This window comes from Liquorilactobacillus uvarum DSM 19971, assembly GCF_001434935.1.
In the GTDB taxonomy this organism is placed as follows: Bacteria; Bacillota; Bacilli; order Lactobacillales; family Lactobacillaceae; genus Liquorilactobacillus; species Liquorilactobacillus uvarum.
Window position 1 is genome coordinate 47,607 of record NZ_AZEG01000009.1, and the last position, 13,075, is coordinate 60,681.

13 protein-coding genes are annotated in these 13,075 nt (G+C 36.7%); 10 read left to right on the forward strand and 3 right to left on the reverse strand.

Features of this window, described 5'->3' with window-relative positions:
• Positions 1 to 164 precede the first annotated feature (164 nt).
• Complete coding sequence (locus FD20_RS06035; RefSeq protein WP_057736727.1) at positions 165 to 1,133, reverse strand: biotin--[acetyl-CoA-carboxylase] ligase; 969 nt, start codon at positions 1,131 to 1,133, stop codon at positions 165 to 167.
• 211 nt (positions 1,134 to 1,344) lie between these two features.
• Between FD20_RS06035 and FD20_RS06040 the strand changes: the two genes are divergently transcribed.
• From FD20_RS06040 to FD20_RS12950, 4 genes are all read left to right on the forward strand, one after another.
• Positions 1,345 to 2,445, forward strand: coding sequence for a YibE/F family protein (locus FD20_RS06040; RefSeq protein ID WP_057736729.1), 1,101 nt, complete (start codon positions 1,345 to 1,347; stop codon positions 2,443 to 2,445).
• Positions 2,442 to 3,206: a YibE/F family protein gene (locus FD20_RS06045; protein WP_057736732.1), complete on the forward strand. Its 765-nt coding sequence runs from the start codon at positions 2,442 to 2,444 to the stop codon at positions 3,204 to 3,206. The genes FD20_RS06040 and FD20_RS06045 overlap by 4 nt, the downstream gene beginning before the upstream one ends.
• Positions 3,207 to 3,283: 77 nt before the next feature.
• Positions 3,284 to 4,309, forward strand: coding sequence for a hypothetical protein (locus tag FD20_RS06050; RefSeq protein WP_057736734.1), 1,026 nt, complete (start codon positions 3,284 to 3,286; stop codon positions 4,307 to 4,309).
• Between the two features lie 60 nt (positions 4,310 to 4,369).
• Positions 4,370 to 4,735 (forward strand): DUF3899 domain-containing protein, encoded by a 366-nt coding sequence (locus FD20_RS12950; RefSeq protein ID WP_083489059.1) that lies wholly within the window; start codon positions 4,370 to 4,372, stop codon positions 4,733 to 4,735.
• Between the two features lie 392 nt (positions 4,736 to 5,127).
• Here the strand turns inward: FD20_RS12950 and FD20_RS06060 are convergent, their stop codons facing one another.
• Together FD20_RS06060 and FD20_RS06065 are read right to left on the reverse strand one after the other, a co-directional pair.
• Entirely contained in the window at positions 5,128 to 5,769 is a 642-nt protein-coding gene (locus tag FD20_RS06060) for a nitroreductase family protein (protein ID WP_057736736.1), read from the reverse strand.
• Between the two features lie 753 nt (positions 5,770 to 6,522).
• Entirely contained in the window at positions 6,523 to 7,857 is a 1,335-nt protein-coding gene (locus FD20_RS06065; protein ID WP_057736738.1) for an HD domain-containing protein, read from the reverse strand.
• Between the two features lie 196 nt (positions 7,858 to 8,053).
• On the opposite strand from FD20_RS06065, the gene FD20_RS06070 reads away from it, so the two are divergent.
• The 6 genes from FD20_RS06070 to FD20_RS06090 all read left to right on the forward strand — a co-directional run bounded on the left by FD20_RS06070 (position 8,054) and on the right by FD20_RS06090 (position 13,067).
• Positions 8,054 to 8,476, forward strand: coding sequence for a YwiB family protein (locus FD20_RS06070; protein WP_057736739.1), 423 nt, complete (start codon positions 8,054 to 8,056; stop codon positions 8,474 to 8,476).
• A 44-nt stretch (positions 8,477 to 8,520) separates the two neighbouring features.
• Positions 8,521 to 9,096 (forward strand): DNA-directed RNA polymerase subunit delta, encoded by a 576-nt coding sequence (rpoE, locus tag FD20_RS06075; protein WP_057736741.1) that lies wholly within the window; start codon positions 8,521 to 8,523, stop codon positions 9,094 to 9,096.
• A 197-nt stretch (positions 9,097 to 9,293) separates the two neighbouring features.
• Positions 9,294 to 10,892: a CTP synthase gene (locus FD20_RS06080; RefSeq protein WP_057736743.1), complete on the forward strand. Its 1,599-nt coding sequence runs from the start codon at positions 9,294 to 9,296 to the stop codon at positions 10,890 to 10,892.
• A gap of 84 nt (positions 10,893 to 10,976) precedes the next feature.
• Entirely contained in the window at positions 10,977 to 11,183 is a 207-nt protein-coding gene (locus FD20_RS06085; protein ID WP_057736745.1) for an LBP_cg2779 family protein, read from the forward strand.
• Between the two features lie 176 nt (positions 11,184 to 11,359).
• Positions 11,360 to 11,482 carry a hypothetical protein gene (locus tag FD20_RS14005; RefSeq protein ID WP_268871942.1) on the forward strand — a complete coding sequence of 41 codons (123 nt, stop codon included), beginning with the start codon at positions 11,360 to 11,362 and terminating at the stop codon, positions 11,480 to 11,482.
• A 304-nt stretch (positions 11,483 to 11,786) separates the two neighbouring features.
• Entirely contained in the window at positions 11,787 to 13,067 is a 1,281-nt protein-coding gene (locus tag FD20_RS06090; RefSeq protein WP_057736747.1) for a UDP-N-acetylglucosamine 1-carboxyvinyltransferase, read from the forward strand.
• Positions 13,068 to 13,075: the final 8 nt, after the last annotated feature.

Below are 13,075 nucleotides of genomic sequence, written 5' to 3' on the forward strand. Positions count from 1 at the left end.
CACCCTCAGTGGTCCATTTAGCAGTCTGCGTTCAGCCAAATTCTCAGCAATATCGGCTCTCTGTGTGCGCACGGCCACCTTGATCTCCACTTCAACGGTTTGTATGGACGAATATTAAGTTAAAGAAAGATTAAAATAAGTAAAACGATTTGTCAATAGTTAAATTATGCTAATCTTATTTTTGTTACTTCTCCGGATGATAGAGTTGTTCCATCATCAAGAACAATTTCGCCTTGGCGATTGATCTGGTCAACATAACCAACATATTGATGTTGACCTTGGGTAATAGTGACTTTTTTGTTAAGAACGGCCGAATGAGTGCGGTATTCATCCAAAAAAGTTCCTTCTTCATAATGTGGGTAAAGTAAGAAAAATTCTTGTAAGACAGCTGCAATGAACTCATTACGGGAAACAGAATACTTTTTAGCAAATTCAAGCAACGAACCTGCTCTTTGTTGCAGTTCTGAGGGCATGCTATCAACATCTGTTGAATAATTAATACCGATCCCAATCACAATCTGTTTGATATAACGGCTTTCAATGTCAGCTATTCCCTCAGTTAAAATACCAACAACTTTTTTTCCGTTAACTAAAACATCATTGACCCATTTGATGCTAGGGGTAACATGGAGTTTTTTTTCAATTGCGCGAGTAATAGCTGTTGCTGTGGCAGTTGTTAAAAGCCCAGGGTTAAGGGAGGAAGAAGAATTCTTCAAAAGCAGGCTCATATAAATGCCGGTATTAGGTGACGAGAAGGCTCGACCATAACGACCATAGCCGCCAGTTTGCTGATTGCTGATAATAACTAAAGGTAAATTTTTATCAGAGCTGATGCTTATTTCCTTTGCTCGTGTATTTGTAGAACTAATTTTTTCGCGTATTTCGAAATTAATGTTTTTATTTGTTTCAGCACTCAGATATCGTCTGATAACGAATTCATTCAGAAAACCATTGTCATTGTACTTGTATCCGACATGCGGTTTACTTTCAATTTGGTAACCTTTTTGTTTCAATGTCTTGATGGCTTTCCAAATAGCTGTCCTTGAAATTGAAAGTTCTTGTGCCAATTGTTCACCAGAGATGGATTGGTCGCTTGATGAAAGTTTTTGCAGTACGAGTTGATTAGTCTCCATTTTTATTACTCCTTAAATTGTTGTATTATCTGGATTATAAATAAAGGTTTGTTAAAGTGCAAAGAAGCGGTAGAACGTTTTGGGTTCCAAACAAGAAGAAAAGTGAAAAAATAATGCTTTGTTTTGTTTAAGAATACGGATTTTTCTTTGTTTTGCAATGTTAGTCATGTTACTTTTGGATAGAAGATTAAGGAGAGGGAGCAATTATAGTATGAAGCTCACAAAAAGAGATTTTATTATGGGACTGCTCATCATATTGAGTGGATGTTTACTCTATTTTTTCACCACTAAAGATGCTTTTTTGTACAAACAACCCATTTTGAGAATAACACATGTAAAAAATGGTGAGACGAAAGGGACAGTTGATGAGTTTAAAAATCATGATCAACAGACAAATCAAATTATAACAGGCAAAATATTAAATGGTAAGAACAAAGATAAGAGTTTTAAAGTCCGCAATACATATACTTTGTCAAAAGGGATGGATCAAAAATTTTATGTAGGGCAACAGGTTTTTGTCAATGTTTATCAAAAAGAGGGGAAAAAGACTATTTCTATATCGCACTATAAACGCGATACGTATTTGCTGATGCTGTGTTGGCTGATATTGATGCTGTTATTTATTGTTATGCGAAGTAATGGATTGAGATCAATTGTGAGCGTAATCCTCAATTTTATTTTATTTTTAATTGTTGTTCAGCTTGATGTAATGTGGAATATAACTTCTTTTTTTTGGATTTATGCAATCAGTGCAATTATTTTCACGGCTTTAACTTTGATTCTTGTAATCGGATGGAATAAACAGTGTTTAGTAACATTTGCCGCAATTTTTTTTGGAACGACAACAGCACTGCTGATTACTGTGACGGCGATGTGGTTGACTAAGGACAAGGGGATGCATTATGAAGCCTTGGATTTTGCAACACAAGCTCCCAAACAACTATTTTTATCTGCTAGTGTAATAGGATTACTAGGGACAGTGATGGACGCGGCAACGGATATTGTTTCAACATTGTTTGAACTAAAACGGAGTCAGCCAAAGATTCATTTTAAGCAGTTATTTAATTCTGGTAGGCAAGTTGGGAAAAAGATTATGGGTCCGCTGATCAACGTTTTGCTGTTAATTTTCTTTGCTGAAACATTTACTTTAGCGGTGCTTTACTTTAGAACGGGAAACTCATTCGGTTATACTTTTGAATGGACAATGTCATTAGGAATGGTTCAAGCAATTATTAGCGGTATCGGGATCACTTTGGTTATTCCGTCAGCCAGTTTATTAGCTGCGGCTGCTTTAGGAGGACGAGATAGATGACAACAATGACTTCTTTGACTCTTATTTTGGCTTTGCTGATGTTTGCAACAAGTGGACGTAATGGAGTGTATTCTTTTATTAGCTTAGTGATTAACTTTTCCCTGTTATTTATAACCGTTGTTTTGATAGCGGGAGGAGTTCCAGCTATCGGAGTCTCTTTTTTTAGCGGAATATGCATTTTGGCAATTACGATCTATATGGGCAACAGCGGGGAAAGTGAGACTGATATTGCCTTCTTAGCTACGATACTTGTAATGATCGTTATGTTGTTATTGATTGTCCCAATCGAACATGCCGCACAGATTCAAGGCTTCAGCAATGAAGACTCTGAAGAAATTGAGGCTTTTAATCTTGCAGTAGGTGTAAATTTTGAAGCAATTATGATTTCAGCTACAGTTTTGAGTACACTAGGGGCAATAGCAGAAGCAGCAATTGCGGTTTCAAGTGGGCTCCAAGAAATAATTGAACAAAAACCTGAGATTGAGTTAAGTGATCTACGCAAGAGTGGAAGAAACATTGGACAGCAAATTATGGGGATGACGTTCAATACGCTATTTTTTGGTATGTTTGGGGGGAATTTGGCTTTGTTCATTTTATTGTATAAACTGCAAGCTTCATTTGGGTATTATTTGAACTCTAAAATTTTTGTAGGTGAAACGATGCTTGTACTTTATGCATCAATCGCAGTAATAATGATTATTTGGGTTACAAGTGAGCTAATGGTCCATAAATTAGCCAGACAGCGCAAAAAAAATAAGTAAGAAGCCATTAATATTAATGTGCTTGACTACGTGTTATAATGAACCCATAAAATGCGCTAGTTCAGGGGGATGAAGAAGTGAATAACATCAGTCAAAGATTTCTTAGGGGGGCAGGAATTGTCATCTTAGCTACGGTGCTGGCTGCTTGTTCTACAGACCAGGGTGGCAAGCAAACAGATAAAGATTCTTCTAGCAGAGCGTCATTAGTGGCTAATGGGTACCAAAAGGCATTAGATGCCCTTAGGAATAATGCACCTCAGCAGGCATACAGTAGATTGGAAAAAGTAGTTGCGAAGGATTCCAAAAATGAAAAAGCCGAGAAACTGCATCAGAATCTCGGATATTTGTTAAAAGCGAAAAAAGCTGTTACAGAGGATAAGCTGACAAAAACAGGTGAGTATTTGGCAAAACTTGACAGAGTGAATACACCTAAAAGTTTGGTTAAACAAATCAATGCTGTTAAGAAAGAATATCAATCAGCTAAACTAGCACGTGTATACTATGCTGAAGTCGGTGATTACTATAATGCACAGAAAATTTCAGCTGCGGGTGGAAGTTTAGAGGCGCTAAAATCATTGCCTTCCCGTTACCAAGCAGTTGCGGCATATCAATCTAAAGCGCAAAAATATGAAGATTTGATTGCTCAGGCTCAGTCTGCAAGTACTGGAACCACACCCGATTCAAGTAGTAACTCCAGCTCTACGAGTGCGGCCAGCACTACGGATAACAGCACGGCTGGCACACAAGCAAGCAGTGGCTATACTAATGCGCGAAGTTCAAAAATTGTTAGTTCAGAATATGAGAAGAAAACCGGAAGTTCAATTTCTTCAGCAACGAATAGTCAGGTTTCTTCTGTTGCCAATGGTTTGACTGATACAGAAGTCCTAGCCAAATTCCGAGCAGCGGCAGGTATACCGCAAGAAGCTGGAGATCAATATTATATACAAAAAATAGATAGCGATAGTTATCAGATTGAGATCAGGCATACAAGTCCCAATAATACAGCAGTTTCGAATTTGAAGGGTATGTATCGTTTTGCAGTTTCAACTCAAGTTGTGCAAAAAATGAACGAAGTGTCAGGAGAATATGTTCAGGTGAATTAATATGGCCATCGCCAATAGGCAAGACGGTTGAATGGCAAATCAATTTTATTGGAGAAGTATATGCAGTGGGTTAAACGGAAAATTTATTTAAAAGCATTAATTACACTTTCGCTAATCGCAGCAATCTTTTTATTAGTAGCAAGGCTGGGGTATTATGGAATTTTGATTTCAAATATTGCATTTGTGATAGGCTTATTTTTAATATGTGTTAGTGTTGTTGATGTTCTATTAAAGGCTCATTTATTGGCAGGCTGGTTTCGCCACAAAAAAAAGGGTGAGACAGACGAAGAGTATCAAAAAAATAAAATTAAAGTTAGAGAAGTTGGACGTTTAAAAAACGCGCCGATTCAAAGCAGCAAGTTGGGGCGGAGCTGTTTAGCAGCGGGAAGTATCTTTATTCTTTGCGCAATCTTAGTTACTCTGTGATGATTTAGAATATTGATTGAATCAGCAAATCTGTTGGAAAGTGGCTAAGTATTGAGATGCGGCTAACCGAGATTTCCTAACAATTGGGCTCCGTTAATTCGTATAATATAACGTCACAATAGGAGCTTGAGTCACAAATTTCTTAAAAGAAAAGAGATTGTTGAAAATCGTTACAGATCTTCAACAATCTCTTCTTTGTTTTGGTGTTTAAAAATAAAATTAGTGGTTTTGACCGCCGATTTTCTGCTCAAAATTTTAGAATTAAGCCACTCTTTAGTAGAAGTATCTTTTTGCCAACTTTTTGCACCTAATCTACATTTTGTTCTGAGATCACGGTTTTTAAATTTTTACGTAGGTGGTAAGTTAATGAATATCGCGGTTTAGTTTCTTTCTTATAAGAATTTTGTTAATGTTGCTGCATCATAACGGTCAGTCAGTAAAGGTTTTTCTGTGGCTTTCCCAATCGCAATTCCCATCACCGGAATATATCGTTTGGGATCAAGCTCAAGTGCTGGAATAATATTTTCAAAATCAACACCGGAAAATAGATTAGTATCATAGCCATGAGCACGAGCAATTAACATTAACTGTGTAGCAACAATCGAACTATCAATTGTTGCATCGAGTTTCAAAAAATCAGGCGTTGCATTTTCATACATTGGTAAAAACGTACCAAAAATCTGATCCAAACGCTCTTTAGTTATTTTATGATTTTCATAGACTTTTTGCCATACATCACGATAAACCTCATGTGATTGTGTGTCGCCAACAATAAAAATGATGGCTGAAGCTGTATCTATTTGTGGATAATTGAACTTCAGCACTGCTTTCTTTGTTTTTTCCCTTGCTTCTGGCGTGTCGACTACAACAAAATGCCATGATTGCAAATTACAGGCAGAGGGAGCAGTGGTTGCTTCTGCTATCATAGCTTGCAGCTCTTTGCGTGTGATTTTCACTGTTGAATCGAATAAACGAACAGAATGGCGGTTAAAAACTATATCAGCGAAGTCATTATTAACTAAATTTTTATTCATATCATAATCCTCCTGATTGATCAATAATAGTATAGACTTGCAATCTTTGAATAAAAAAATGCGATTATATGTGATATCAATATTCTAAGAGTTGTTTTAATAGTATTTACTTCTTCAATTTTTATATGTCCCTCAATCTAATTTCACGTCGTGACTGCCAATAGTTTGAGCAGTCACTCGACCAAAACCGAGTGCGGATAACAATAGTAAAAAAGTAGTTTATCTTTTAAAATATTTAAGTTTAAAATGGTTTTTCATATAAAATATATTTGTGAAATTTTTATTAAATAATGTCATAAAAAACCAAGCTAAATATATGAGCTAAATTATAATATCATTATATACTTAATATTTAGGGATTTGAAGTGAAACAGAGCTATAATAGAGAGATTTGTTTTTACATAAACGATAGTGAAAATTTCACAAATATCGTCGCTTAATAAAATTTAGTTTTTATCGCACAAATCTTGAGTATGGAAATAAATTGCAACTGCAAAAAAGTAGGAGCCGGGTCACAAGTTGTATTTTGACCTAGCTCCTATTGGTTACCCTTATGTTATGCAAAATAATGTATTTTGTTAGTAAGTTTTTTCGTTTAAGCATGAAGTGCTCACAGTAAGGGTAAACTATATTTGCAATCTACTATATCTATTTCACAAATATCGTTTTTGATTTTCTATACCAGCTAATTTTTAAGAGCAAGGTGTTGAATATTTGGTGATACACGTTGCTACGTAATAGACTGGGATAAAACTATTTGAGTGCGGTTATGCGCCCATTTTTTATATAGTTTTGGAATTTTTTGTAAATAGGTGCAAAAATTTCGCCTTGACTTGATTCTGCAAGCATTTCTTTTGGAAAGAAAAACCTTTCGTCTCCAGAGACTTTGCCAGTTATAGCAGCAACAAGATTACTGATAGTTGAGAGTTCCACTAAGGTACCGTCATCTTGCATTAATTCAATTTGGGTACGTCGTTTTTGACTTGTAGGGTCATAGGCATCATAGGGCAAATCATAGCTATCATTGGTGGCAGTGTAGTACTCTGGATTGTATCCAGCTTCGTTGACTAAAATACGCAATTTAGGCAGTAGTCTGGCTGTTTGAGAGTTAAATCTGGCTGATTTTAAGGGCTTACGATTAAGAAAGCGGTTTGCTAAGTCGTTCAGTATCTTGTCTGGACTTTCGCACCAATGGATGAAGTATGTTGTTAAGACGCCATCATCCAGCTTCAAATAATCAGACAAGCAAAAATTGTTCTCAAAAAAAGGAAGTAGCAGATGTGGTGTTATTGCCGTATCCAGTTCATTATTTTCATATAAAACTTGGGCTCGTTTTAAAAGATGGCTTAAAATAACTTCCATCGAACGTGAGACTGGGTGGAAGTAAACTTGTTGATACATTTGAAAGCGACTAACAATATAGTCTTCGACAGCATGCATCCCGCTAATATGAAAAGTAATTCCTTCTTTGTAAGGACGCATAACGCGCAGGATACGAGTCAAATCAAATGTTCCGTAATTTGTTCCAGTATAGTAAGAATCACGTAAGAGGTAATCCATCCGATCTGCATCTATTTGACTGGAAATCATCTGTACGACTTGAGGATTTGGATATGTTTTTTGAATAACACTTGCAACTTCTTGCGGAAAATCAGCGGAAACGCGTCTTAAAACCTGATTGACCTCAGTTGTTGAAGAAGTCAGAATTTCAGCAGTTATTGCTTCGTGATCTGTGTGGAAGATGTGTTCAAAAGTGTGTGAATAAGGTCCGTGGCCTATATCGTGAAGCAATGCTGCGCATAAGGCTACTAGACGTTCATGGTCATCCCATAAACCATCATCTTTTGCTTTTGAAGGGTAGTTCCGCTGAAAAAGGTCGCATATTTGGCGCGTAATTTCGTAAACTCCGACAGAATGTGTAAAACGTGAATGTTCAGCACCATGGAAGGTACTGCTGGCAGTTCCAAGCTGTCGAATACGGCGAAGCCGCTGAAATTCACGTGTATTGATTAAATCAAGAATAATCTGATGCTGGATAAAGATATAGTTATGAATAGGATCTCTTAAGACTTTTTCCATAGGTAGCATTTTGTCTCTGTAAGCTGTAATGGTCTTCAACTCCTTAAGCTTGTTATAAAAAAGCAGTTTGTCTTTTAACCTCAATTATAACTTAATCTTATGTGAAGCGCACGGGCTTGCAAGGAATACGAATCCTAAAATAGTGACCAAATTTATTGTTTTGATATATAATGGAAAAAAGAATGAAAAAAGGTGGTGGGTATTTTTGGCAAAAGGAACTCCGGTTTTGATTTATTTGAAAACTCAGCGAAATCAAGATGGAAAAATCAGTGATTATGCTAAAAAATTCCAGGGACAATTGTTTCAGATAGGACCATCGCTTTATTTACGCTATCTGGAAGAAGAAAATAGGGCAACTGTTACATTTAAGATCTCAGAAAATGGAATCATCCAATTAACACGCAAACAAGCAGATGTTCAAATGAAATTGTATTTTGGAAATAATCAAAGAATTGCAGCTCTTTACCGTACATCAGTTGGGGATATTCCAATTGAAACAATTACGCCTGTTTTGAATGTCACAATAAGGGATAATCCTTTGTCTGGCGTGATTAAAATTGATTATTTACTATACAATGGCGAAGAATTGCTTGGAGATTATAAATTAAGATTGCAATTTACGGCATAAAATTGTATGATAAAGTCTAGACTGTAGAAGGGACGTGTACCAGTTTGGAGCTAGAAAAATTCAAGGATGCCAACAAAAATGAGTTATCTATGATCGAAGTTGCTCGTGTGATTTTGAAGCGTCATGGAGACGTGATGCCCTTTGCTGATTTGGCAAATGAAATCCAAGAGTATCTTGGAAAAAGTGATGAGGAGATAAGAGAACGTCTTTCTCAATTTTATACAGATTTAAATATCGATGGCAGTTTCATTTCGTTGGGGGATAATCTTTGGGGATTACGCTCATGGTATCCGTATGATTCTATTGATGAAGCTGTTATCCATGTCGAAGAAGAAGAAAACGATATGCCTAAGGGTAAAAAACGTAAAAAAGTTAATGCTTTTATGGCGGATGCAGCGGATGATGATGATGTTATTGATTACAATAACGATGATCCTGAAGATGAAGATTTAGCAGTCGACTATGACTCTGAAGATGAGGATCATGAATTGAAAGAATACAGCAACGATTTAAATGATATTGATGACCCTGAAGATGAAGAAGAGTTACCTGATGGGATCGAAGGTCAACTCTCTGAATTATCTGATGATGAGATTGATAATGATGACAATAACGAGTAATTGATGCTTGACTGTTCGATAGTTTTTTTGTAAAATTCTTATTGGGCGCCTTGCATGTGAGTGTTAGGCATTGTACGGAGATATTTACAAGCTCCCTATTCCGAATGAATAGGGAGCTTGTTATTTTTATTGGGTTATCTCAATAGTATAATTCTTTTTGCTGCGGCCCTCAATTTACTAATCAAAGGAGAATTGTAATGACCAAGTATATTTTTGTTACAGGTGGCGTAGTTTCATCATTGGGAAAAGGGATTGTAGCTGCTTCTCTTGGAAGATTATTGAAAAATAGAGGGTTGAAAGTAATGATCCAAAAATTCGATCCGTATATCAATGTCGATCCTGGGACAATGAGTCCATATCAGCATGGGGAAGTTTTTGTAACGGATGATGGTACAGAAACTGATTTGGATTTGGGGCATTACGAACGCTTTATTGATAATAATTTAAACAAGTATTCAAATGTAACCACGGGGAAGATTTATTCAGAGGTCATAAAAAAAGAACGTCGCGGTGATTACCTAGGCGCAACGGTTCAGGTCATTCCGCATATTACTAATATGATTAAAGAAAAGGTTATGCGTGCAGGGACAACGACCAATGCCGATGTTGTCATTACCGAAGTCGGCGGAACTGTGGGAGATATTGAATCTTTGCCATTTTTAGAGGCACTTCGTCAAATGAAATCGGACGTTGGCAGCGACAATGTGGTATATATTCATACGACATTGGTTCCTTACCTGCGTGCAGCCGGTGAAATGAAGACAAAACCGACACAACATAGTGTTAAAGAGTTAAGAGGATTAGGTATTCAACCAAATATTTTAGTAGTTAGGACGGAAAAGCCAATTTCACAGAGTATGCGGAATAAAATAGCAAGTTTTTGTGATGTTGAGCCAGAAGCAGTAATAGAATCGATGGATGTTGATACATTGTATCAGATTCCGTTAAACCTTAAGGCACAGCATATGGATGAGATTGTCTGTCAACATCTGCGCTTGAAAACACCTGAAGCTGATATGAAGACTTGGGAAGCTTTGACAAAGCGCGTTCAGAATTTGGAAAAAACGGTCAAGATAGCTCTTGTTGGAAAATATGTAAAATTACCAGATGCTTATATCTCGGTAGTGGAGGCATTAAAACATGCTGGATTTGCAATTAATGCTGATGTCAATATTCAGTTGTTCGATTCAGAAAAAATTACTAAAGAAAATGTCGCTGACAAACTCGGTGTATTCGATGGTATCATTGTTCCTGGCGGTTTTGGAGATCGTGGACTTGAAGGCATGATCGAGTCAATCCGCTATGCACGTGAACAAGATGTTCCTTTCTTGGGAATTTGCCTTGGAATGCAGATGGCATGTATTGAATTTGCCCGGAATGTTGTAGGGCTTGAAGATGCAAATACAACTGAAGTCGATCCAAAATGTGAGAATAATATCATTGACTTGATGGCTGACCAGGAAGATGTTGAAAATATGGGAGGAACGCAGCGCTTAGGTCTTTATCCATGCAGATTGATGCCAGAGACAGTAACCGCTGCTGCGTATGACAACGAGGATGTTATTCAAGAACGTCATCGCCATCGTTATGAATTTAATAATGGGTACCGTAAAAGCTTTACTGAGCATGGTTTGATCTTTGCAGGAACCTCGCCTGATAATAGGCTTGTTGAGGTTGTTGAACTTCCAAACAATAAGTTCTTTGTTGCATCACAATATCATCCTGAATTTCTTTCACGGCCTCAACGACCAGAAGGACTATTTCATGCATTTGTTAAATCTTGCGCTAATGCGTAATTAAAAAACAGCTTCCTCCAAGCATGATCAAATGTGGTATCCTAGATATATACGTAATTTTGAAATATCTTGGGGGGAATTGGAATGAAAGACGGCCAAGTAGTTTCCTTAGCAGAAAAATTGGTTTTGTTTCAAGAAAAATATCATGTAACGGATGCGGCAATTTCTTTGGCGAGTCATCTGTCTGTTGAGAAGGTTCACGGTATAAAAATGAACAAATATTCACCGGACAGTGATGAAAAAAAATTGCTTCTTGATTTTATAAATAGTTACACTGGAAATCAACAGTAATAAAGAAAATGTAAATTGAAACTGGGTATTTTAAGCGCAGATAACATGCTACAAACAAATCTGATTTTGGTTATAAGTAATTCATAAATGAACGTATAAGGTTGGTTTGGTGAACCTAGTGTGGGGGATATAAATTAGGTTTCAATTCTAGTGAGCAGAATTTTCGGCATACTGTAGTGCTTAAAAAGAACGATGCAAATGTTATTTTGTATCGTTCTTTTTGTTTTGATAATAGTATTGCTAAAAAATTGATTTTGGGTGGATCTGTTAGAGCAGAAAAATTAGATTTTGATGACTAGATCTATATGGTCATTTTAAAAATTTTAGAAGGTGATAAGGCAAACAGTATTCATTGAGTTTTTTTAGATGAATGTTAAAATGAGCAAGGATTATGCAACAAATTTTTTGATGAAAATTTGAGAATAATTATGTTAATTTAATTGTTTTGGATTGAAACCATAGCATCTATCTTGTATGATGAAGAGAGGCACATTTCGTGCCCTATGTTAGCGTACATTTATTTTTTGGGTACTTTTGCATGTATGATTTTAACAGAGTTGGGATTTCTTATTGTTCAATAGTCGAGTGGGGATTTATAGAAAAATGAAAAAAATGATTATTAGAGGAGGGCAGAAACTGTCAGGTGAAGTCACTATTGGTGGAGCCAAGAATAGTACAGTTGCCCTTATACCAGCCGCAATTTTAGCGGATACTCCAGTTACGTTTGATTCTGTTCCTGATATTTTGGATGTACATAACTTAATGCTGATTTTAAGATCAATGAATGTTGAATCAACATTCAGCCATGGTGAATTGTACGTTGATCCTACTAAAATAAAAAAAGTTCCACTACCAGGTGGAGCAATTAAAAGTTTACGTGCTTCATATTATTTCATGGGCGCGCTTTTGGGACGCTTTGGCGAAGCAATTGTTGGTTTCCCGGGTGGAGATAATATTGGCCCGCGGCCGATAGATCAGCATATAAAGGGTTTTGAAGCTTTAGGGGCAACAGTTATCGAAAAGAATGATGCTGTCCATATTAGAACAGGCGAAGAAGGCTTGCATGGAGCGCGTATCTTTTTCGATATTGTTTCTGTAGGTGCAACAATTAATGTTCTTTTAGCTGCGGTCAAAGCAAAAGGGACGACTGTTATTGAGAACGCGGCTAAAGAACCAGAAATAGTTGATTTAGCAACTTTTTTAAATAATATGGGTGCGCAAATCCGTGGTGCAGGTACTGACGTGATTCGAATTAAGGGGGTAAACAGCCTTAAAGCTACGAATACACATACAATTATTCCAGATAGAATTGAAGCTGGCACATACTTATCTTTTGCAGCAGCAAATGGGGATGGTGTCCTAGTTAAGAATGTCATAACCGAGCATTTAGAACCATTTATTGCTAAATTAATTGAAATGGGTGTCTATCTTGAAGTTAATGAAGATAGTATTTATGTCAGGGGTGGGGAGCATTTAGCACCAGTGATTGTTAAAACAGCGCCCTTTCCTGGATTTGCTACCGATTTACAGCAGCCGATAACACCGCTACTGATGAAGGCACAAGGAGATAGTAAAATTATTGATACGCTATATCCTGAAAGAATCAAACATATACCCGAAATGCAGAGAATGGGTGGAAAAATTTCAAGCAGTAATGGTGTTATTACGGTGGGACATTCAGTTTCGCTGCAAGGTACAACGGTTGAAGCAAGTGAGATTAGAGCTGGTGTTTCCTTACTTGGACTTGCTTTGATGTCTAAAGGGACAACAACGATTATTAAGGCTGAAAATATTTTACGGGGATATGAGCGTATTGTTGACAAGCTGCGAGGTTTATCAGTTGATATTCAAATCATTGAGGAAAATGACAACTTGAAGGAATAATCAAGAAT

Excerpts from the sequence above, each read along its gene's own strand:
- FD20_RS06035 (WP_057736727.1), bottom strand. The coding sequence starts at position 1,133 with ATGGAGACTAATCAACTCGTACTGCAAAAACTTTCATCAAGCGACCAA.
- FD20_RS06040 (WP_057736729.1), top strand. The coding sequence starts at position 1,345 with ATGAAGCTCACAAAAAGAGATTTTATTATGGGACTGCTCATCATATTG.
- FD20_RS06045 (WP_057736732.1), top strand. The coding sequence starts at position 2,442 with ATGACAACAATGACTTCTTTGACTCTTATTTTGGCTTTGCTGATGTTT.
- FD20_RS12950 (WP_083489059.1), top strand. The coding sequence starts at position 4,370 with ATGCAGTGGGTTAAACGGAAAATTTATTTAAAAGCATTAATTACACTT.
- FD20_RS06060 (WP_057736736.1), bottom strand. The coding sequence starts at position 5,769 with ATGAATAAAAATTTAGTTAATAATGACTTCGCTGATATAGTTTTTAAC.
- FD20_RS06065 (WP_057736738.1), bottom strand. The coding sequence starts at position 7,857 with ATGCTACCTATGGAAAAAGTCTTAAGAGATCCTATTCATAACTATATC.
- FD20_RS06080 (WP_057736743.1), top strand. The coding sequence starts at position 9,294 with ATGACCAAGTATATTTTTGTTACAGGTGGCGTAGTTTCATCATTGGGA.
- FD20_RS06085 (WP_057736745.1), top strand. The coding sequence starts at position 10,977 with ATGAAAGACGGCCAAGTAGTTTCCTTAGCAGAAAAATTGGTTTTGTTT.
- FD20_RS06090 (WP_057736747.1), top strand. The coding sequence starts at position 11,787 with ATGAAAAAAATGATTATTAGAGGAGGGCAGAAACTGTCAGGTGAAGTC.